Raw genomic sequence first — 20,473 nt, 5'->3', positions numbered from 1 at the left:
ATTGCTAATATTTAAGTCTTGATTGTAAATTACTTCGCCAGTTGAGTAAATATATGCAATCACCCTGTCGACATTAATGATTAAATATTTAGTAACTAAACAACCATCCATTGGGTTATCAAATTTTGGCTTGATACATGAACTATGACTAGAAACACCATTCGAATCAATTTTTCCACTAACCAAGAATTTTATATTACTGGTCTCTATCCTTTTAGCTACATCCAAAGGTAAACTTAAATTCTCATTTAAACGAAACGAACTACCCTCCACATCAAATAAGTTACTATTTCTCAATAAATCAACGTTTAATACTATTCCATAATCTACATTATAGAATTTGTTTATAGATACTTTCGCACCATAGGCATTAGACTCGATATATGACCCTAAATTACTGTAGCTAGATTCAAATTTAATAAGGTATGAATTTATCAACGATCTTGGTATGTATACTTCCTTATCAGCATCATAATTTCCGTATTGGAAACGATCATCATTTAATATAAAAGCATATTTGTAATTGTTAGCTTGACTATTTTCTTCTGCAATTTTCTCAGCTTTAATTCTTTTATCAAAATCTGATTGTTTTTCAAATTCACCTTTTTTTGAATCTATTAATGAAGGATTTAATTCAATCCATTCTATTATTTTTTTTGGCGAAGCCCCATCGTATTTTGGTGGTATCTCTTCGTTATTAAAAGCATCAACACCAGGCTCCCATTTAATTTTTTCAATGGGTTGTTTTATGATTTTATGCTCCACCAGTGACTTTTTACTTTTTTTGTTTTCAATCAAATTCTGAGAAATTGATGTCAGTGAAAATGACAAAAGAAATGCAGTTAATATATATTTAATTAACATATAAGTATCCAATTTTTAAACTTTCAAATATCGCTCAACCATTACAAACGTCTTTGAATTCTTATTTTTTACAAAAAACTCTTTAAATTCTGATTTTTACACATAAAAGCAAGACTACGTAGTTGACACTCACGCAGCGAAGCTAATTATCTGATAATCTATATATTTCCTGTAAAATCAAAATTTCGGCGCATGCAACTTTATAAGTGCTACTTTCGTAGATAGTACATTACTTCATTTGGCAGGTAAAAGTACGTCGGCTCAATACGTAAACATTATATTAATTTCTAATAACAACTTTATGAGTTATTATTAAGAACTTGATCTTGAACTGATTTTGCAACTTCATCAATATTCGGAAACAAGTGACTTTTTGTATAACCCATTGCGTTCAGCTGCTTCATTAGATTATTTGCTACACGAGCTTCAAATCGAACTCTAGAAACTCTATCTCCAAGGGTTTTACTCTCTTCAATAGCCACAAAATCGAAGTCATTTTTATTTAAATGTTTAAATAGAACAAAGCACCCTTTTTGTTCCTTTAGACGTGGAATATTAAAGTTAGATTTGAATATCTTCGTCCGCGTACCCTGAAATGGTCGAGTATTTCCTGGATTTTCTATAACATCTTCCTTTAATGGATTCATCACCCATACTTCAGGATGACTATTCATTTCCGACGCTCTTTCAAGGGCAAACCATAATGCAATATATGGGTCGAAAGTCCAATCTAACAAACGAGTCTGTAATCCATGATGTTGTGCTACTACCATCCATTCCCAATCATTATTTGGCACCACCTGTAAACATCGAGATGCTTCATTTTTGAAATTAGTGAGAAGGGCTCTTTCATTCTCTAGCAATGCATCCGCAGTTCCAACCCGACAAATATTTGGCAACAAAGGAAAGTCCTTCCTCTGCCCGCGATAAATTGTCGTTTCTGTTTGTTCTTTTACGAGATCCACCCACTCTTCAAAATCTGCCAACGATTCAGCATTGTGGACTATCGGAAAACTGACTTTTTTTTCGATCTGCAGTGTCATTGTTTTTAGTGACTTAATTAATGAAAGGGACTTCCACATGCCGATATAGCCGCTCTCGTTTTGTCAACAAGTTACAAAGTACAAAGATTGCTAGCTCTATTTATCATCAACTCATTCGTGAAGAGGGTGTCCATGATTATCGGAACGGATGGAATAAAACTGGCAAAGAATGTCATTGTGCGCAATCGTATGGGAAGTCCCGTTCAGTGGCTGGCCACCGCGTACTTTTACTTCACTTGAATTTGAGAATGATTTAATGAAAACGAACTGCCCTTTCAAGGGTGGCTTCTGAGCATGGTTCAGTGGTGTGAAGAAAACGGCCTCATACTGCAGAGTGATGAATATTTTCACCAGAATCGGTCGTTCGTTAAGGCTTCACAGAAGTAAACCTACACCAGCGCGCAGCATCGCTACGGCCCCTCCGTTGGATGTAAGTTCCTGACCTAGTTTGTTGATTCTCTGTCTAAAAGTAAGCGACTCATCAAGTACGCTTTTCTGACGGCCCTTGACATGCATGTGCGCTTGCACGACCTCTTTAAACCTGGCTTCTGCATTCTCTACATTTGCGAAAATAATCTCAAAGAGTGCCAATGCGTCTATCTTAAGTATCTCTCGATTTATACCGTATTCAACAGAAAACTTTGCAAGTTTGACGGCGTACTCGAATTCGCGACGATCAATCGGATTTTCCAGGGTTATTGACACAAGTCCGCCTGAAAACTCCGGTTTACTCATTTCGTCAAGAACGCGCTGAACAATTTCTCCAAGAACAGCCTTATGGTTTGCTGGCTTATGTCGGATGGAGGACTCTAGACGCAACGCCTTGATCTTTGTTTCCGTAACTTTCAGTTTGTTCGCCAGCACATAGTTCCAGTCGGATCGCATCGAGGCTGAAGTAGAAATGTGATGAAAAACCAAAAGCTCATAGTCCTTCTTAGTAAGCGATCCCAGACCGCGTTCTTGAATTAATTTGCTTATTGCCACACCAAGATTTGTTGACTCTGTATCAGTAAACATCAAATTTCTTTTTCAACTTTTAATTTATCACGAAAAGAATTTTCAAATATACCAAGTATTTCATCTTTTGGTTTTTCTGAAAACTGAAGAACTCCTATATTAATAACTTCAACAGTTGTCTTTTCAAAAATCCACTTAGAATCTGAAATTCTTTCAAGATAACCTATGTTAATTAGGACATCAGATTCTAAACTTTCTATCTTATATAAAAAATTTTTATTCTCGCTTTCCATTCCATCGAGTTGAACCCCAATAGTTACATTATGGTGATAGCAAGAACTCCTATCACGATACGAAAAATATATTGGCACATATTTTATACAACTTGGGATTTCAGTTAGATTTAATAAAAGAACTCTATTTTGGCTGTTTCTGTTATTTTTATTATCCTCTCGCCAGGAATTCCAAATATTAAAATAATCAATATCATCCCTATCTGCCGTTGAATTTATTTTATCTGAAAGTATTCCGTACTTTCTTGATACATTAATATTTTCATCAAAAAAAGAGGCGAAAACATTGAAATCAAAGCATTCATCATCAATGAATTTGATGAAAATACTTTTTTGACCCATCAATCGCAGTAAGTTTTTAATTTTCTCTGTTTCAATTTCTTCATAATACTCATCAGAGTGGCCATTATTTTCCAAATGGTGCCTAATTCTTTCTTCGGAATCTTTATCTTCTTTTCGTCCTATTATTATTTTCCAAGAAATATATCCAACGATAAAAACTCCAAAAAAAATAAATATATTATCAAAGTCATTCTTGCTTGAGTGTCCTAAAATATAATCTCGTTTTGATTGATTAAATTCTGACCTCTGCGCACTCTCAACTTGCTCTTTGGCTACTTCATATGCAGCCTCAGCTTGTCTATTTTGATTTTGCGCTGATATATTTGATCCATAAAGCATGGATAATATCGCTATTGTGATGAGCAACAATGATTTCACGTTATTCCCCCCTAATTTATATTATGTTAAATAAATTTAATTTAATTTAATAACTTTAGCTATTTAATCTTTGCTTGAGCCAACACCCTGTTGTTTCAAACGACAGACGCTCAAAGAAGCATAGCATTCAAAGTCCGCTAACTTGCGTCTAGATCAGCAAGTCAAATTTCGGCTAAGGGTCTGCAAGAGTCCGCCGCTTTTCTCCGTACCTGACCTTCAAACTGAACGGCTGCAATGGAGAAAAACGTGAACCTGCAAGGCAGCGTTAAAAGACGTCGACGACAGGCAGGTTACGGGAAGTCCAGTTCAGTGACTGGTCAACTCATACGTTTACTTCACCTTGATTTGCGTATGAGTTGATGAACATGAATGCCCCAAAAAGGGTGGTTCCTGAGCATGGTTCAGTGGTGTCTAGAAAACTACCGTTTGACGGGCACTATTTCAATAAAAAAATACCGTTCAAATACCCTGAACCGCTGCCACGCAATTGCGCCCGTTGCGTTTGGCAACATAGACGGCATCATCTGCCAGTTTCAATAAGTTATCAAAAAGGGCCATTGATGGTGTCCGTTCTGCGACACCCACGCTAACACTGCCTTGCCAGAAGCCACCACCAGCTGAAACGCGTAATTCCGAGACATCCCGGCGCAATTTTTCTGCACTGGTCTTTACCCCGGCCAAGGAGGTCTGATCGCACAGAATCAAAAACTCATCTCCACCCAAGCGACAAACCACGTCGTCGTTGCGAACCGCCTGCTTTAGACAGCGGGCCAATTCACGTAGCACCTCATCACCGGCTTCATGACCGAAACTGTCGTTGATGACCTTAAAACCGTCGGCATCAATCATCATGCACGCCAGTGGGGTACCCGATTTAGTGGATTGATGCCAAAAATTCTCCAGACAACGCATGGCATGGCGGCGATTGGGTAGCCCCGTCAACACATCTGTCATAGCCATGTTTTCAAGTTGATGGTTCATGGTTACGAGCTCACTGGTTCGAGCCTCGATTCGGGCCTCTAAAGTCTGATTGAGTTCCCGCAAAGAACGGTTGCTCTCTGTCACCTGCTTGAACAGGGTCGTCATGGAGCGCAACAGCGTTGCCGTGGCTGGATCTTTGCTTTTTTGGTCGGCCAAATGAGCCTCATGCTGTGACTTGCCTTCTTTGATAGCAGTCAACAGCATGGCCATATGTTGGTCAGTGCCCAGAATGTGATACGCCAACCAGTTGGTCAAAAACGTCAGCAATTTACTCGCGGACTCATAATTGGCATGCTCTGTTGCTGCGTGCATCTGAGTCACGTCTTCCAAAAACTTGGCATGTGCCTCGCAATGATGTTTGACATGACGCCCGTCAAGACCGGATGCGCGCATCATGGCCTCTTCTTCGCTGAAGTGAAACTTTGAATAGTCGGCCAATTCGCTGAACACACGGTCAACCTCGTCTTGCGAGGTACCACCCGGTTGTGTCAATAAATCGCCAAAGCGGTTCATGATGTTGACCAACTCGTGATGTTGTTCATCTACCACTGCTTGGCCTGTTACGAAACACTCATCCCATTGAAACGCATCCATCGGCTTAGCTCCCGTTCAAACGGTATGCATCGAAAAAATTGCGACCGCTCTGGTCAGGGTGTCCGTCCTGGCTGAAAGTGCGTCGCATGCCATCAAGGATTGCTGCACCAGGTTGGCGTTTTGGCGGGTGACATCATCCAATAACTGCATGGCTGAACTGATTTGTGCCACGCCAAGCGACTCTTCCCTGGTGGCCAAGGTAATTTCTCCAAGTCGCTGCGTGACCAGGTGCACTTGCTCCACTGCTTTGCGAATGGTGTCGCCAGCCGCATCGACGGTATTGCTGCCTTCGGAGACTTGGCTGGCAGAGGTCAGAATCAAGTCACGAATCTGCTTGGCCGCTGCGCTGCTGCGGTGCGCCAGGGCTCTGACTTCGGTCGCAACCACGGCAAAGCCGCGTCCTTGATCGCCTGCATGCGCGGCTTCAACGGCCGCATTGAGGGCCAGCAGGTTGGTCTGAAAGGCCAGTTGCTCAATCACGCCGACAATCTCGGTGATGCTGCTGGAAGATGTTTTTATCTGGCGCATCGAATCGGAGACATGATCAATGGAAATGGCGCCTGCAGTGGCCTCCGAACTCGCCTGCGAACTCAAACTAGCCAAGCTGCTGGCGGTATCGGCAGTATTGCCTACCGTAGCCGAGATCTCTTCCACAGCCGCCGACGTTTTCTCGACCTCCAGAGCTTGGGAATCCGTCCGCTCAGATAGTTCCATACTGCCTTGAACAATCGCCTGTGCGGCGTGTGTAAGGCCAACCACCTCAGCTCGGACATCTGAAACGATGGCCCGCATGTTCAATTTAATGAGCCACAGCCTGCGCATCAAAGAACCCAAGGGGCTGTTGGCGTTGTATTCGGTGTTGCCGTCAAGGTTGCAGCACGCGAGCTCGTTGGCCAATTGATGCGCATCCCTCAATGGGCTGGTGACAACCGTGCCAAACCAATGCCAGAACACGCTGGCACTCAGCAGCCCGGCAGCGAGTTGCATCAAGCCGACCGTAGCGACACCTTGTGCGCCAAAAAACCAAACCGGCGACAGCGTCAGCAACACCAACGCGATCAAGCCCAAGCCAGCTCGTCCACGCAAGCTCATGCGATTTAATTTGGCCAGGCTGTTTCGCCACCCAAATGGGCGACCCTTGCCCGCGTGCAGTCTGAAGGAGGTATTGCCGCTGCTGCGTTGCTGCGCAATCAGGGCATACAGTGTTTGTGCAGCCTGAATTTGTTCGCGACTGGGTTTGATCCGAACCGACATGTAGGCTTTGGGTTTGCCGTTTTCCATAACCGGCGTCACATTGGCTTGCACCCAATAATGGTCCCCGTTTTTACGCCGGTTCTTGACAATGCCGGTCCATGGACGGCCACGCCCGATGGTGGACCACAGGTCTTTGAAGGCTTCTGGTGGCACATCGGGGTGGCGAACAATGTCGTGCGGCTGACCGAGCAGTTCGTTATAGTCAAAACCGCTGGCATGAACAAAGCCGTGGTTGCAATGGGTGATGCGCCCAGTCAGATTCGTGGTGGAAACCAGGATATCTCCGTCACGCAAGACGTATTCAGTTTGACTAACGGGCAGATTGTTGCGCATCAATTTTTTCCAGGGTCAAGGGAATGGGTTTTGCTTGGCCAAGTATTAAAAAACCAACAATTAATAATAGCTTATTGAAGTTACACAGCCACCCCTGGTAGGTTCGTGCGAACAAGACAGGAAATGTTATGTCTCCGCTCTACGGCACCTCAGGCCCAAATTTCGGCAATGCGTCGTCGCGTCTTTAAGGCACTGATATTTGGCACCAGTGCCCAGCCGCCAACTCAACATAACGCCCTATTGCCTCCCTTGACAGACAGGTTATGCCAGCCAAATCGTGACTCCAATGCCAGCTATCTGGCAGGCATTTCGGCAAGTTGGCTGACCGCTAAGGGTCTTGACCGGTAGTAGAAACACATGCTCCAGTACCCACTTTTTGGTTGTCATAGTCACTTTACGTGACTATTTCTGAGAGGCACCCTCTAGAGGTGCTCAACGACCGTTACCAAAAGTAATCACGCTTGGTTTTAAAACTGGTGCCAGATATTTCAGTCACCGCACCCAATCCGATTGGGCAACCTTCTGCAGCTTGTCAAAGGTGCGCGATTTCAAATGAAACATCGAATGAGTTCGTTTATTAGAGGATGCTGGAATTTTCGGTTGAGGGGCACTTGAGCAGCGTCTGGTGTTAGCCGATAAATGCTCTCTATGTTTTGTGACATAACCTCCCTTGGAGGGCTTCCTGAAGCATTAATATCACACAATGTCGGAAATATGTTCCCTAACTTGTGAGACTTTTAGGTTTCTTAGCTATGAAATACATCGATTTCAGTCAGTCATACAGGTTATATAGCATAAAAAATATTGTCATACCAAGTTCGCCTGAGAGAGCCGCCACCTTGCCGATTTGATGTGGTGCTGCTGGAGTCCGGTGGCATTGAGTGGCTGCAAGCGGCTTTTGATGCGTACTGAGCTGCCGCACTGGGAAGCTACGGTTTGATACATACAGGGCAGGTATCATTGACGGATGCTAGAGCAACGAATCCAACAACACTTTATTGACAGCGCAGACTTGAAATACCAGTCGGCGCAATCCTTGAGCAAACCCATCGCAGCGGCCGTACAAGCCATGCTGACCTGCGTCACCAGTGGCGGCAAAGTGCTGGCTTGCGGCAATGGCGGTTCTGCCGCTGACGCCCAGCATTTTTCTGCCGAGTTTGTGGGGCGCTATGAGCGCGAACGGCCCGAGTTGGCTGCCATTGCGCTGACCACCGACAGTTCCATCATTACGGCCATTGCCAATGACTATGACTTTAGTGTCATATTTTCACGGCAAGTGCGCGCACTCGGTCAACCGGGTGATGTGCTGCTGGCTATCTCAACCAGCGGAAATTCAGGCAATGTACTGGCCGCCATTGAAGCCGCCCATGAGCGGGAAATGGTGGTGGTGGGCTTAAGCGGGCGCGGCGGCGGCAAGATGACCCATGCCCTGCGCGATACCGATGTGCACATTTGTGTGCCCAGCGATCGCACCGCCCGGGTTCAGGAGGTTCACATCTTGGCCCTGCACTGTATTTGCGACGCTGTCGATGCCCAGTTACTTGGAGACCAGGAACCATGACCATGAAATTTAAATCTCAAAAACTTATTGCTCTGTTGGCACTGACGGCGTGCCTGGGCGGCACCCTGAGTGCCTGCGCGCCCATCATCATTGGTGGCGCCGTAGTGGGCTCCATGATGGCCACCGACCGTCGTACATCCGGCACCCAGATTGAAGACGAAGGCATTGAAATGAAGGGGGCCAGTCGCATCAGCGATAACCTGGGCGACCGTGTTCATGTCAACCTCACCAGCTACAACCGCCAAGTACTGCTGACCGGCGAGGTGCCGAATGCGCAAGACAAGCAACTGGTGGAGCAAGTGATCTCAAAGGTTGAGAATGTTCGCTCGATCGTCAACGAGATCGCCGTTTTGGGGAGTGCCACTTTCACTCAACGCTCGTCAGATGCCTTGGTCACAGGCCGCGTCAAAGCAGGTTTGGTCGATGCCAAAGACCTGTTTGCCAATGCCTTTAAAGTGACCACCGAGCGCGGCACAACCTACCTGATGGGTCGGGTGACCCAGCGCGAGGCTGACCGTGCGACCGAGGTGGCCCGCAGCACCCCAGGCGTTCAAAAAGTGGTTCGGGTTCTGGAAATCATCAGTGAAGATGAACTAACGAATATGTTGCCAAAACCGGCCGCTAACGAAGCGAAAAAATAATCAGATTTACTTCAGCCGTTTGATCAGGCTGGAGGTATCCCAGCGCTGGCCGCCCATGTGCTGAACATCGGCATAAAACTGGTCTACCAGGGCGGTGACTGGCAGGCGTGCCCCGTTGCGCTTGGCTTCATCCAGCACCAAGCCCAGATCTTTGCGCATCCAGTCCACCGCAAAACCAAAATCGAATTTATCGGCGACCATGGTTTTGCCCCGGTTGTCGAGCTGCCAGCTTTGCGCAGCACCCTTGCCAATCACATCCAGCACCTGATTCATGTCCAGCCCGGCTTGCTGGCCAAAGGCAATCGCTTCGCTCAAGCCCTGCACCAGTCCGGCGATGCAAATCTGGTTCACCATCTTGGCCAGTTGGCCCGCGCCACTTTGGCCTAACAAGGTGAATGCTTTGGAAAATGCCATGCCCACGGGCTGCACCTTGTCAAAGGCAGCGGGGTCACCGCCGCACATCACGGTCAGCTGGCCGTTTTGAGCGCCTGCCTGGCCGCCCGAAACGGGGGCGTCGATAAAGTGAAGACCCAGGTTTTTAGCCGCGGTATACAACTCGCGCGCCACACTGGCCGAGGCCGTGGTGTGGTCTACAAATACCGCGCCTTCTTCCATGCCGGCAAAGGCGCCATCAGCGCCCAAGGTCACACTGCGCAAGTCGTCGTCGTTGCCGACGCAGCAAAAAACGATATCGGCCTGCTGCGCCGTCAGTCTTGGCGTTTGAGCATGTTTTATGCCTCTAGCCCCCGTGAATTCTGCGCACCATGCTACAGATTTTGCAGCGGTCCGGTTGTAAACAGTGACTTGGTGACCCGCCCGAGCCAAGTGTCCGGCCATCGGGTAGCCCATCACACCCAGTCCTAAAAAGGCGACTTTGAGGGAAGGGGTGGGTTCGTAGGTCTTGGCGGCAATGTTGGTCATGTCTGGGTGCTTTGCTGGGTTAAACGATGGCGAAATTTTCGGTGCCCGCGCTCAGGTCCTGGGTTCTGCCGCGCTGGCTGTTGAGCTTGATCTGCAAGCGCAGGTCATTGAGCGAGTCGGCATTGCGAAGCGCATCTTCATAGGTGATGAGGTTGGACTCGTAGGCATCGAACAAGGCCTGATCAAAGGTCTGCATGCCGAGGTTGCGGCTTTTCTTCATGATTTCCTTGATCTCGGTGACTTCACCCTTGAAGATCATGTCGGAAATCAGCGGGGTGTTGAGCATGATCTCGACCACGGCGGTGCGGCCGCGGCCATCCTGCTTCGGGATCAGACGCTGGGACACCATGGCCTTGAGGTTGAGTGACAAGTCCATCAGGAGTTGCGAGCGCCGTTCTTCAGGGAAGAAGTTGATGATGCGGTCCAGCGCCTGGTTGGCGCTATTGGCGTGCAGGGTGGCCAGACACAAGTGGCCGGTTTCTGAAAAAGCCACCGCATGCTCCATGGTTTCGCGGTCACGTATCTCACCCATCAAAATCACGTCCGGGGCTTGGCGCAAGGTGTTTTTCAGCGCGGCACCCCAACTGTCGGTGTCAACGCCCACCTCGCGCTGCATCACCACGCAGTTTTTGTGCGGGTGCACGAACTCGATCGGGTCTTCAATGGTGATGATGTGACCAAACGAGTTCTCATTGCGCCAGTCGACCATGGCCGCCAGCGTGGTTGATTTGCCGGAGCCGGTGGCGCCCACCAAAATACACAGGCCGCGCTTGGACACAGCCACATCCTTGAGGACCTGGGGCACACCCAAGCCGTCAATGGTGGGCACCGCCAACGGAATCACCCGCAACACCATGCCAACTTTGCCTTGTTGCATAAATGCGTTGACGCGAAAACGCCCCACGCCCGGTGGCGAGATGGCAAAGTTGCATTCCTTGGTGCGCTCGAATTCGGCCACCTGTTTGTCGTTCATCACCGAACGGGTGAGCGCCATGGTGTGGCCGGCGTTAAGGGGTTGGGGCGATACCTTGGTAATCTTGCCGTCAACCTTGACGGCCGGTGGGAAATCGGCGGTGATGAATAAATCACTTCCATTACGACTGGTCATCAGTTTGAGCAGATCGTTAACGAACTTGGTGGCTTGATCGCGTTCCATGTGTCAGGCTCCAGTCGGTTATTTTTTGTCGCTGAGTCGGGCGCTGACGACGCGCAAACGCAGCGACAGCTTGCGGGCCAGCAAGGCGATGAGGTTGGCCGCCAGAGTGGGGTCTGCCGTCAGCATGTCATCCATGGCTTGGGCATCGAGTATTGCAATTTCGCAAGGGCTCAACGTGGTGCAGACTGAAAAACGCATGCCACTGTCGAGGAGCGACATTTCGCCCAGAATCTCGCCGGGAACGGCTTCGGCCAGTCGCATGCGCTCGCCCCAGGGTTGCAGACGGTCAATGGCCACCCTGCCGCTGAGCAGTACCACCATGAAATTGCCATATTCTTCCTGGCGGATGATGTCGCGGTTGGCTGCGACACTGTTGAATACAAAAAAACGCTCCATCCGTGCAATGGCATCGTTGTCGAGCTGGGACATGAACTTGTCTTTGCTCCACAAAGCTTGCAGCAGCTTGGTTCCCTTGGCAGAACTGAATTTGGTGGCGCCCACCTCAACGGCGCGGGCCTCCCAAGGCACCAAGAGTCCTTCGTCCACCCCGAGCCCGGCAAAGGCGGTGGTGAACATCATCGAGTCGAGTCGGTCTTCAGTCGGTTCAGGTTTGCTTTTTAGCCTGAGGAGTCCGAGGATTCCTTTCATTGCACACTCCAGTAGGTTGGCGGGGATGGCTTGACTGGGATCAACCAGGGAAGTTCTCAGGAATCTTGGCCTTCGAGCGGGCTTCCGATGGGCTGATGATGTTGCGTTTGACCAGGTCGGACAGGTTTTGGTCCAGCGTTTGCATGCCGACGCTGTTGCCGGTCTGGATGCTGGAGTACATCTGTGCCACCTTGGCCTCGCGGATCAGGTTGCGAATCGCGCTGGTGCCGAGCATGATCTCATGCGCCGCCACCCGGCCTTGGCCGTCCTTGGTTTTACACAGCGTTTGCGAGATCACCGCTTGTAGCGATTCAGACAACATGGCGCGGATCATTTCTTTTTCTTCACCCGGAAACACGTCGATGATCCGGTCGATGGTTTTGGCAGCGCTTGAAGTGTGCAGCGTGCCAAACACCAGGTGACCGGTTTCAGCCGCCGTCATGGCCAGCCGGATGGTCTCCAGGTCGCGCATTTCGCCCACCAGAATGGCGTCCGGATCTTCACGCAGGGCAGAGCGCAGCGCAGCGGCAAAGCTCAATGTGTGGGGCCCGACCTCGCGTTGGTTGACCAGGCATTTTTTGGACTCGTGCACAAACTCGATCGGGTCTTCCACCGTGAGGATGTGGCCGAACTCGGTCTCGTTCAAAAAATTGACCATGGCTGCCAGCGTGGTGGACTTGCCGGAACCCGTGGGGCCCGTGACCAGCACCATGCCCCGGGGCTTGAGTGCCAGATCTGAAAAAATCTTGGGGCAGTTGAGCTGCTCCAGCGTCAGAATTTTGCTGGGAATCGTCCGAAAAACTGCGCCGGAACCACGGTGGTGGTTGAAGGCGTTGACCCGAAACCGCGCCAGACCTTCGATTTCGAATGAAAAGTCGATTTCCAGAAATTCTTCGTAGGTTTTGCGCTGTCCGTCGTTCATGATGTCGTACACCATGGCGTGCACCTGCTTGTGGTCCAGTGCCTCCACGTTGATGCGCCGCACATCACCGTGCACACGAATCATCGGTGGCAGACCCGCAGAGAGATGCAAGTCAGAGGCTTTGTTTTTGACGCTGAAGGCCAGTAATTGGGTAATGTCCACGAGGTTCCCGATCGTTTGTTACGCTTGGAGCAATTATGACCATGATTGCCATTAACCTTAAAACAGTACACGATCGAATCAGCATGGCGTGCCGTGCTGCAGGCCGTGACCCCAAAGAAGTCACGCTGCTGGCGGTTTCCAAAACGTTTGGCGCCGAGGCGGTGACGGCCGCCTATGCCGCAGGGCAAACCGCCTTTGGTGAAAACTACATTCAGGAGGCAGTACAAAAAATAACCCAGCTGCGCCACTTGCCGCTGCAATGGCACTGCATCGGCCCGATCCAGAGCAACAAGACGCGCCTGGTGGCCGAGCACTTTGACTGGGTTCATACGGTGGACCGCCTGAAAATTGCACAACGCCTGAGCGAGCAACGACCCCCCCATTTGCCACCGCTGCAGGTGTGCATTCAGGTCAATTCAGATGGCGGTAGCACCAAGTCGGGCGTGCTGCCTGCCGATGCGCTGGCGCTGGCACAAGGTGTGGTGGCCTTGCCTAACGTGTGTTTGCGAGGGATTATGAGTATTCCGGAGCCTGCTCCTGACTTTATAGCTGCTTGCGCTTTATTCGCGGGGGCTAGAGCCGTATTTGATGCATTAAATGCAGCGGGTCTGGCGCTTGATACCTTGTCGATGGGCATGAGCGCCGATCTGGAGGCCGCCCTCCACGAGGGCAGCACGATGGTGCGCGTGGGCAGCGCCATCTTTGGGGGCCGCACTTATGCAGTCGCCGCAACAGGCTAAATCCTCAACCTCGCGGAGCCATTCCCAAAATGGCGCGGGCCTCCTTGGGCGTGGCAACCGGGCGATTCATCTCCTGGCTGATGCGTGCGATGCGCGACACCAGTTGTGCGTTGCTGCTGGCCAACTCACCTTTGCTGTAAAACACGTTGTCTTCAAAACCGACGCGAACATGGCCTCCGAGCAGGATGGCCATCACACCCAGAGGCAATTGTGCCGCCCCGATGCCGGCCACGGTCCAGGTGGCATCTGGGGGTAATTGCGACCTCAGGTACATCAGCGCCTCGGCGGTGCCGGCCATGCCGCCCGGAATACCGAGCACAAAATCAACATGCAGCGGGCTGTCAATCAGCCCTTTTTTCAACCAGCGCAGGGCGGCGGTGAGCATGCCAGAGTCAAAAATCTCAAGCTCAGGTTTGACGCCATGCAAGCGCATCGCCTGCGCAAAAACTTCCATATCAGACGGGTGGTTCATGAACACACCGTCTCCAAAGTTGACCGTGCCCATGGAAAGGGTCGCCATTTCTGGCGTCAACGTGACCGGGGCCAGGCGCTCTTGCGGCGTCATGCCGACCGCGCCACCGGTGGAAACTTGCACGATCACATCGCAGCGGGCTTGGATGGCGGTGATGATCTGGCGGTAAATGGCCTTGTCCTGCGTCGGGCTACCGTCCGGGTTGCGCGCATGCACATGCACGATCGATGCACCCGCCAGGGCGCATTCCGCAGCTGCTTGCGCAATTTCTTCGGGCGAGATCGGTAGCGCCGGTTGCTGGGCTCGGGTGACCTCTGCGCCCGTCAATGCGGCGGTGATGATGAGTTTTTGCATAGGGAAGTAGGTTCTGTTTAGCGTTTGATGCGTTGGCAATGTGCTGGGACGACGCAGGTGCCCGAGGCCTTGCACACCACGATCGGCACTGCCAGCACATCGGCTGCCGAGGCCTGGCCGTTAATGCCGGCGGGGACGATGACCTTGCGCGCCTCAAACACCATTTTTCGTGAAGTATTGCCCATCGACACGATACGCCCGGTGGCTTCGATGTAATCCCCGGCATAAACAGGGGCCAAAAACTCGATGTTGTCGTAGGCCACAAACAAACCTTCATCGCCATCGCTGCGGATCAGCAACTCAGTGGCCACATCGCCAAACAGGTGCAGCATCTTGGCGCCATCAACCAAATGGCCGGCGTAGTGGGCATCGTGCGCGCTCATGCGCAGGCGGATGAGGCTGGTGAAGTTTTCCAAGGTGGTGTTTTCCATATCAAGCAGCCTTTCGGTGAATCCATTCGTGAATGGCAAAGGATGCCACGTCTTCGGCATACGATTTGGTGCCAAAGCCCGCGTCGTAGCCCAGCTCTTTTGCCAACTCGTGGCTGATGCGCGGCCCGCCCACCACCAGAATCACCTTGTCGCGCAGACCCTCTGCTTCCAGCAGGTCCGACAGTTTGGTGAGGTTGTCGAGGTGAATGTTTTTTTGCGTCACCACTTGCGAGACCAGAATCACGTCGGCTTTCTCTTCAATCGCCCGCGCCACAAGCACCTCGGAATCGACTTGTGCCCCGAGGTTGATGGCCCGAATCTCGTGGTAACTCTCCAGCCCCTTGTGGCCGTTGAATCCCTTCATGTTCATGATGGCGTCGATGCCGACGGTGTGGGCGTCGGTCTCGATCGTGGCGCCAATCACCACCATGCGGCGGCCCATTTTTTCGGCAATTAGCGCGTTGATGGCGTCCTTGTCCATCACCTCGTATTCCGGCTTGACGACCTGGAAACTCGACAGATCGACCTGGTGCTTGCATTGACCGTAGACGACATAAAAACTGAAGCCCTGGCCCATGTCTTCAGCGTGCACCACGGCCGGCTCATTAAGCCCCATCATGGCAGCCAAACGTTTGGCGCCTTCTTTGGACGTTTCGTCCAGCGCCACCGGCAGCGTGAACGAAAGTTGCACGCGCCCGTCGCCCAGCGTGTCGCCATAGGGCTTGACCCATTGTTGTGTTGTTTGGGTATCACTCATTTGGCAGTCCTTGGGTCAGCATCAGGTGCAGGAACGGGTTGTAATAGTTGTCGGCTTTGGGGATCACGCCATCCAGGCCCTTGCCGCCTTCAGGGGTGCGAGAAATTTCAGCAAACATGCCTTGACCAATCGCACCGGGAAGGCCAATTTTTTCGATATTGGCCAGCATATCAGCCGCTTCAGACAGCACCGCTTGCGCCCGCAACTCGATCTTGCCACCCCGTTTGAATTCGATTTCGGAATGCAGGTCCTTCATGGTGCTAAACACATACTTGGCATTCTGGATGGCGAGGAATCTGTCCTGAATGAAGGGCGTGTGGATGGCCTCGGTCATCATGCCCAGCAGGTGAATGTTTTGCTGTGTCACGGTGCTCACGATGTTGAATAACGCGTCCTGCACATGGCCCTTGAAGATGTTGCCGGTCATGTGTTTGGTCGGTGGCATGTACTTCAGGCAGGCATCGGGGAACACCTGGCGCACCAACTGTGCATGGGCCAGTTCCCACAAGAAACCGTTCTCCAGTTCAGGGTGAATCTCAAACGCGTGGCCCAATCCCATCTGCGCCGGTTTCAGGCCTGACAGGTAGGCGAACTGTTCGTTGATCAGTTGCGAGGCCAGCACCGTGTGTGCCGCGTCATAGGCATCGGCAGTGGTCAGGTAGTTGTCCTCGCCGGTGTTGATGATGATGCCGGCATAGGCGTTTACCATGCGCGAGAAAAACTGGTCGATGAAGGTGCGCTTCATGTTGATGTCACGGAAGATGATTCCGTACATCGAGTCGTTCAGCATCATGTCCAGGCGCTCCATCGCGCCCATGGCGGCGATCTCGGGCATGCACAGGCCGGAGCAGTAGTTGGTCAGGCGAATGTAACGTCCTACTTTTTCTCCTACCTCATCCAGCGCAGCCCGCATCAGCCTGAAATTCTCTTGTGTGGCGTAGGTGCCGCCAAAGCCTTCGGTGGTGGCGCCAAACGGAACATAGTCCAGCAGGCTCTGGCCGGTGGAGCGGATCACCGCAATGATGTCGGCGCCTTGCTCGGCCGCTGCGCGGGCTTGCACCACGTCTTCATGAATATTGCCAGTCGCCACGATCAGGTAAAGCCACGGCGCCTGGCCCTCGCCCAGCGTCTTGACCTTGTCGGTACGGTAGGCGCGCTGCCCGGCGATGTGCTCGCAGGCCGTGCGGGCCAGCGCCTCGGTGGCTGTGCGGGTGGCGGCTTCGTCTTTGGGGCTCGTAAGTGTCAATGTGCCTGCAGTGACCGCTTCGGCGACCTGTTGGGCCGTCAAGTTGTGTGCTTGCATGGCTGCCACCACGGCGGTTGCAGCACCGTGCTGCAGCAGGTTGTGTGCTTGCAGGTGTTCGACCACGCGATTGGGCAGTGGCACGTAATTTTCATCCACACCATCAATGCCGAGCAGGCGCAGCGTGGCGCGTTCCACCGTGGTGGTGGTGAACTGGCTCATCTCGTCAAACACCTGGCGCGCAATGCGCCCTGCCGAGTCGCGTGCGCGGTCAATTTGCGCTTGATCCAAAGTCAGTTGAGTCATCCTATTGCTCCATTATTTTTAATCTTGTGTTCCAACATCACATCACTGACGTCATAGCCGGCAAAGGCCTGCCGTGCGGCGTTGAGGAATTCTTCAGCGACAAAGCTCCCGCCCATGGGTGAGTAGGGGTTGAGCGTGATGCCTGTCATGTTGATGCCACGGTAGGCCCGTAATTGCGCGCCCAGTTTGTGAAATGCCAAAAGATCGGCGTTCTCCACAAACAGCTTGGTGCCATCCGCCACCACCAACGTCAAACCCGGGTGGCGCTCCGCCAGTTTCATCAGCGCTTGCCAGAGGGAGCGCCCGACCGCCCCACTGAGGGCAATAGTGGCCAAGTCAGTGTCCATGTATTCAAGCAGTTTTTCGCCGGCATTAAGGGTCGCGATGTTCGCCTGAAACTGCACCTCGCCGTGGCCGTTCCAGATGGCAACGCCGCCCTGTGACAACACGGGTTCACAAAGCGTGCGCGTAGCCTCATCCGCTTGGGCAATGCCCAAAATGGCCAGTCGGTCGCGGGTCTTGCGAATGACATCAGCCATGCTGCCACCCATGGCCGCACCGGTGGCCAGCATCACGCCATCGGCAATAGCCGGAGAGGCGTGCTGGCTGCGCCCCAACGCCCCGTCCAGCAGCACCAGCGCAGCGCCACATTGCTTGAGTCGGCCGATGACCTTGCGCTGGTCGCTGCCACGCGAGGCCCCGGCGATTTCCATCTCACCGTGTTCCAGCACCTTGACGACCACAACTTCTCCCATCGGGCTGTCAATCCCCGCCGAATCAATCAATTTGTAGCGAACTTTGGCGCGCTGCAAGGTGGCCTGTGCGGTGGCAACCAGTGTGCCGGGCCAGACCACGACCGGGGGTTTCGGGATAAAGAAAACCTGGTCGCGGTCTTCCCCGTCACGCCCGATCGAGGTGACGCCTATCGCCACCTGCGCCGTCGCAGCCTGTGCCAGCAGGTGGTTCAGGGCCACGGTTTTACCCGTGTTCTTGGTCATGCCCATGACCGCGAGGCTGCTCATGCCGCTGGTCTGGATACGTTGCCAAAGCGTACTGGTCATGGTTCAGACGTAGAGGTCTTCAAACAACTGCCGCAACTGGGGGCTTTCGCGCAGCAAAGCCAACGCGTGTTCGGCGTGCCCCGTGGCGTAGCCGTTGCCGACAATCATTTCAACGTCCTTGCCCACGCCTTCAGCCCCGAGGGCGGCGGCCGTGAAGCTGGTCGCCATCGAGAAAAAGTAAATTTTTCCGTGTTCGCGTGTCGCCAATATGCTGCCCATCTCGGTGTTCTGAATATTGACGCAGTTGATCACGACATCGGCCATTTTCCCCTGCGTTACCCCTGCCACGGCGTCCATGAGTTCCAGCGCGTGGGTGGCATCTACCTGCAGCGTGTGGTCAGCCCAGCCAAGCGACTTCATGCGCTGGCAATCTTTCTCAAATGGCGAGACACCGATCACGCAGCCTGTAACGCCAGCGCGTTTTTTGGCTTCGTAAATGCACAGCGTGCCCGACTTGCCACCGCCACCAATCACCACCACGGTGTCGCCGGGTTGGACCAGGCGCGCGGTTTGTGCCGGGGCACCCGCTACATCCAAAATAGCCAGCGCCATTTTTTCGTCAATGTCAGTGGGTAGCTTGGCGTAGAGGCCGGTCTCGAACAAAATCGCGCGGCCCTTGATCTCGATTTGGTCCTTGTGCATGTGAATTTTGGTGATTTCATCAATCCTCAAGGGGGTGAGCGAAAGCGATACCAGGGTAGCGATTTTGTCGCCAACTTTGAGCGGGCAGGTGTTGGCCAGTGCAGAGCCAATCTCCAGCACTGTGCCGATCAACATGCCACCTGAGCCAGTGACAGGGTTGTGGTGCTTGCCGCGCTGGGCCACAATGCCGCGCACGATGTCTGCCACGCGCGCTTCGTCACCGTTGGCTTCTTGTTTGATCTGCGTGAAGCTGGCGGCGTCGATGTTGAGGGCCGTCACGTCGATCAATATCTCGTTGTCAGCGATCTCCATCGTGTTGTCGATTTTCCAGGCGCCTTGCGGCAGCACGCCAAGAGGTTCAATCACGCGGTGCGTGCCGTAGGGGGATCCAATTTTCATGGTGCGTCTGATCCTTAGTTGCTTTGGGTGGGCAGGCTGTAGTCCTGGCCCAGGCCTGGCATTTCTACCGTTTTACCAGCATAGTTGCGGCACTTGATGGTCGTGCCACTGCCGTCAAGCAAGGGCTCTTCGCGCACATAGCTAGGAATGATGGGTAATTTCCCCAAACCACCCATGCCATCCACGATAAAGGTCGGAACGGCCGGGCCGCTGATCCAGCCCCGCAAACCTTCGTACAACTCAAGCATGCGACGGTGCGGCACGATAAAGTGGGCGGCGCCCTCGACCATGTCTGTCGAGTACACGTAGTAGGGGCGAACACCCATCTCAATAGATTGCATGAACAGGTCGCGCATGACCTCCACGCTGTCATTCACACCCTTCAGGCACACCGTTTGCAGGCCCATCATGATGCCGGCTTTCTGGATCATCTTGACACGCTGGCGCAGCAGCGGGGTGATTTCCTTGGGGTGGTCGATGTGGATGTTGATCATCTGCACGCGGTGCTTTTCCAGCACGGCACACAGTTCGGGTGTGATGCGGGTTGGCAATTGCACCACCATGCGTGAGCCAATGCGCAGGAAGCGCACATGGGGCGCGCGGCGGCGCAATTCGCCCAGAATGTAGTCCAAGCGTTCGTCGGTAAAAGTCAGAGGGTCACCGCCCGAAAGCAGCACGTCTTCAATTTGGGTGTTGCTGGCGATGTAGTCGATGGACAACTCAATCTCATCCTTGTGTACCGAGCCCGACGGTTGCGACACCATGCGCTTGCGGGTGCAAAAGCGGCACAGCGTGGCGCAGGTGTTGGACACCAGAAACAGCACACGGCGCGGGTAGCGGTGAACCACGCTGGTGCCCGGCACAGTGTCGCCTTCTTCGCCCAGCTGGTCGAGCGAGGTAGCAAAGCCGGGTTTGGTTTCTTCATGGTGTGAGGGCATGTACTGAAGGCGAATCGGGCAGTTTGGATCGTCGCGGTCCATCAGTTTGGCCATGTAAGGCGTGATGGCAATGGCAAACT

At 52.3% G+C, this 20,473-nt stretch carries 20 protein-coding genes and 1 pseudogene; 4 read left to right on the top strand and 17 right to left on the bottom strand.

Annotated elements, in window-relative coordinates:
* The 6 genes from WCG50_RS10585 to WCG50_RS10560 form a co-directional block, all read right to left on the bottom strand.
* The coding region (locus WCG50_RS10585) for a hypothetical protein (protein WP_336899564.1) at window positions 1-876 on the bottom strand (876 nt) is incomplete at its 3' end.
* A 287-nt stretch (window positions 877-1,163) separates the two neighbouring features.
* Window positions 1,164-1,907, bottom strand: coding sequence for an FRG domain-containing protein (locus tag WCG50_RS10580; protein ID WP_336899563.1), 744 nt, complete (start codon window positions 1,905-1,907; stop codon window positions 1,164-1,166).
* Between the two features lie 375 nt (window positions 1,908-2,282).
* Window positions 2,283-2,924 carry a hypothetical protein gene (locus WCG50_RS10575; protein ID WP_336899562.1) on the bottom strand — a complete coding sequence of 214 codons (642 nt, stop codon included), beginning with the start codon at window positions 2,922-2,924 and terminating at the stop codon, window positions 2,283-2,285.
* The gene (locus WCG50_RS10570) at window positions 2,924-3,877 is read right to left on the bottom strand and encodes a hypothetical protein (RefSeq protein WP_336899561.1); all 954 of its coding nucleotides are present in this window, start codon (window positions 3,875-3,877) and stop codon (window positions 2,924-2,926) included. The genes WCG50_RS10575 and WCG50_RS10570 overlap by 1 nt, the downstream gene beginning before the upstream one ends.
* Window positions 3,878-4,336: 459 nt before the next feature.
* Complete coding sequence (locus WCG50_RS10565; RefSeq protein ID WP_336899560.1) at window positions 4,337-5,452, bottom strand: GGDEF domain-containing protein; 1,116 nt, start codon at window positions 5,450-5,452, stop codon at window positions 4,337-4,339.
* A gap of 15 nt (window positions 5,453-5,467) precedes the next feature.
* Entirely contained in the window at window positions 5,468-7,039 is a 1,572-nt protein-coding gene (locus WCG50_RS10560; RefSeq protein WP_336899559.1) for a methyl-accepting chemotaxis protein, read from the bottom strand.
* An 810-nt stretch (window positions 7,040-7,849) separates the two neighbouring features.
* Between WCG50_RS10560 and WCG50_RS10555 the strand changes: the two are divergent.
* The 3 genes and pseudogenes from WCG50_RS10555 to WCG50_RS10545 all read left to right on the top strand — a co-directional run.
* Window positions 7,850-7,951 (top strand): annotated as a pseudogene (locus tag WCG50_RS10555) (YraN family protein); the annotation flags it as partial.
* Between the two features lie 55 nt (window positions 7,952-8,006).
* Complete coding sequence (locus WCG50_RS10550) at window positions 8,007-8,600, top strand: phosphoheptose isomerase (protein WP_336899558.1); 594 nt, start codon at window positions 8,007-8,009, stop codon at window positions 8,598-8,600.
* A complete protein-coding gene (locus tag WCG50_RS10545; protein ID WP_336899557.1) occupies window positions 8,597-9,241 on the top strand; it encodes a BON domain-containing protein in 645 nt (214 codons plus the stop codon). The genes WCG50_RS10550 and WCG50_RS10545 overlap by 4 nt, the downstream gene beginning before the upstream one ends.
* 6 nt (window positions 9,242-9,247) lie before the next feature.
* Here the strand turns inward: WCG50_RS10545 and WCG50_RS10540 are convergent, their stop codons facing one another.
* Genes WCG50_RS10540 through WCG50_RS10525 form a run of 4 tightly spaced genes read right to left on the bottom strand, consistent with a single transcriptional unit; the run spans window position 9,248 to window position 13,050 of the window.
* Window positions 9,248-10,162: an NAD(P)-dependent oxidoreductase gene (locus tag WCG50_RS10540; protein WP_336899556.1), complete on the bottom strand. Its 915-nt coding sequence runs from the start codon at window positions 10,160-10,162 to the stop codon at window positions 9,248-9,250.
* A 19-nt stretch (window positions 10,163-10,181) separates the two neighbouring features.
* Window positions 10,182-11,318 (bottom strand): PilT/PilU family type 4a pilus ATPase, encoded by a 1,137-nt coding sequence (locus WCG50_RS10535; RefSeq protein ID WP_336899555.1) that lies wholly within the window; start codon window positions 11,316-11,318, stop codon window positions 10,182-10,184.
* An 18-nt stretch (window positions 11,319-11,336) separates the two neighbouring features.
* Window positions 11,337-11,966: a cyclic nucleotide-binding domain-containing protein gene (locus tag WCG50_RS10530; protein ID WP_336899554.1), complete on the bottom strand. Its 630-nt coding sequence runs from the start codon at window positions 11,964-11,966 to the stop codon at window positions 11,337-11,339.
* A gap of 40 nt (window positions 11,967-12,006) precedes the next feature.
* On the bottom strand, window positions 12,007-13,050 hold the full coding sequence (locus WCG50_RS10525) for a type IV pilus twitching motility protein PilT (RefSeq protein WP_336899553.1): 1,044 nt from the start codon (window positions 13,048-13,050) through the stop codon (window positions 12,007-12,009).
* 35 nt (window positions 13,051-13,085) lie between these two features.
* On the opposite strand from WCG50_RS10525, the gene WCG50_RS10520 reads away from it, so the two are divergent.
* A complete protein-coding gene (locus tag WCG50_RS10520; RefSeq protein WP_336899552.1) occupies window positions 13,086-13,790 on the top strand; it encodes a YggS family pyridoxal phosphate-dependent enzyme in 705 nt (234 codons plus the stop codon).
* A gap of 4 nt (window positions 13,791-13,794) precedes the next feature.
* Here WCG50_RS10520 and WCG50_RS10515 read toward each other — a convergent pair whose 3' ends face one another.
* From WCG50_RS10515 to WCG50_RS10485, 7 genes are all read right to left on the bottom strand, one after another.
* Window positions 13,795-14,616 (bottom strand): 3-keto-5-aminohexanoate cleavage protein, encoded by an 822-nt coding sequence (locus WCG50_RS10515; RefSeq protein ID WP_336899551.1) that lies wholly within the window; start codon window positions 14,614-14,616, stop codon window positions 13,795-13,797.
* Between the two features lie 17 nt (window positions 14,617-14,633).
* The gene (locus tag WCG50_RS10510) at window positions 14,634-15,047 is read right to left on the bottom strand and encodes a hotdog domain-containing protein (protein ID WP_336899550.1); all 414 of its coding nucleotides are present in this window, start codon (window positions 15,045-15,047) and stop codon (window positions 14,634-14,636) included.
* Between the two features lies 1 nt (window position 15,048).
* Window positions 15,049-15,804: an OAM dimerization domain-containing protein gene (locus WCG50_RS10505; protein ID WP_336899549.1), complete on the bottom strand. Its 756-nt coding sequence runs from the start codon at window positions 15,802-15,804 to the stop codon at window positions 15,049-15,051.
* Window positions 15,797-17,353, bottom strand: a complete 1,557-nt coding sequence (locus tag WCG50_RS10500; RefSeq protein WP_336899548.1) for a lysine 5,6-aminomutase subunit alpha — start codon at window positions 17,351-17,353, stop codon at window positions 15,797-15,799. Before WCG50_RS10500 ends, WCG50_RS10505 begins: the two co-directional genes overlap by 8 nt.
* A complete protein-coding gene (locus WCG50_RS10495) occupies window positions 17,350-18,414 on the bottom strand; it encodes a hypothetical protein (protein ID WP_336899547.1) in 1,065 nt (354 codons plus the stop codon). The genes WCG50_RS10500 and WCG50_RS10495 overlap by 4 nt, the downstream gene beginning before the upstream one ends.
* A gap of 3 nt (window positions 18,415-18,417) precedes the next feature.
* Window positions 18,418-19,455: a zinc-binding dehydrogenase gene (locus tag WCG50_RS10490; protein ID WP_336899546.1), complete on the bottom strand. Its 1,038-nt coding sequence runs from the start codon at window positions 19,453-19,455 to the stop codon at window positions 18,418-18,420.
* A 14-nt stretch (window positions 19,456-19,469) separates the two neighbouring features.
* Window positions 19,470-20,473: KamA family radical SAM protein (locus tag WCG50_RS10485; RefSeq protein WP_336899545.1), on the bottom strand; the 1,004-nt coding region annotated here is incomplete at its 5' end.

The sequence above is a fragment of the Rhodoferax sp. genome (genome assembly GCF_037143375.1).
Taxonomy (GTDB): Bacteria; Pseudomonadota; Gammaproteobacteria; order Burkholderiales; family Burkholderiaceae_C; genus Rhodoferax.
This window is presented reverse-complemented; position numbering and strand designations above follow the sequence as displayed.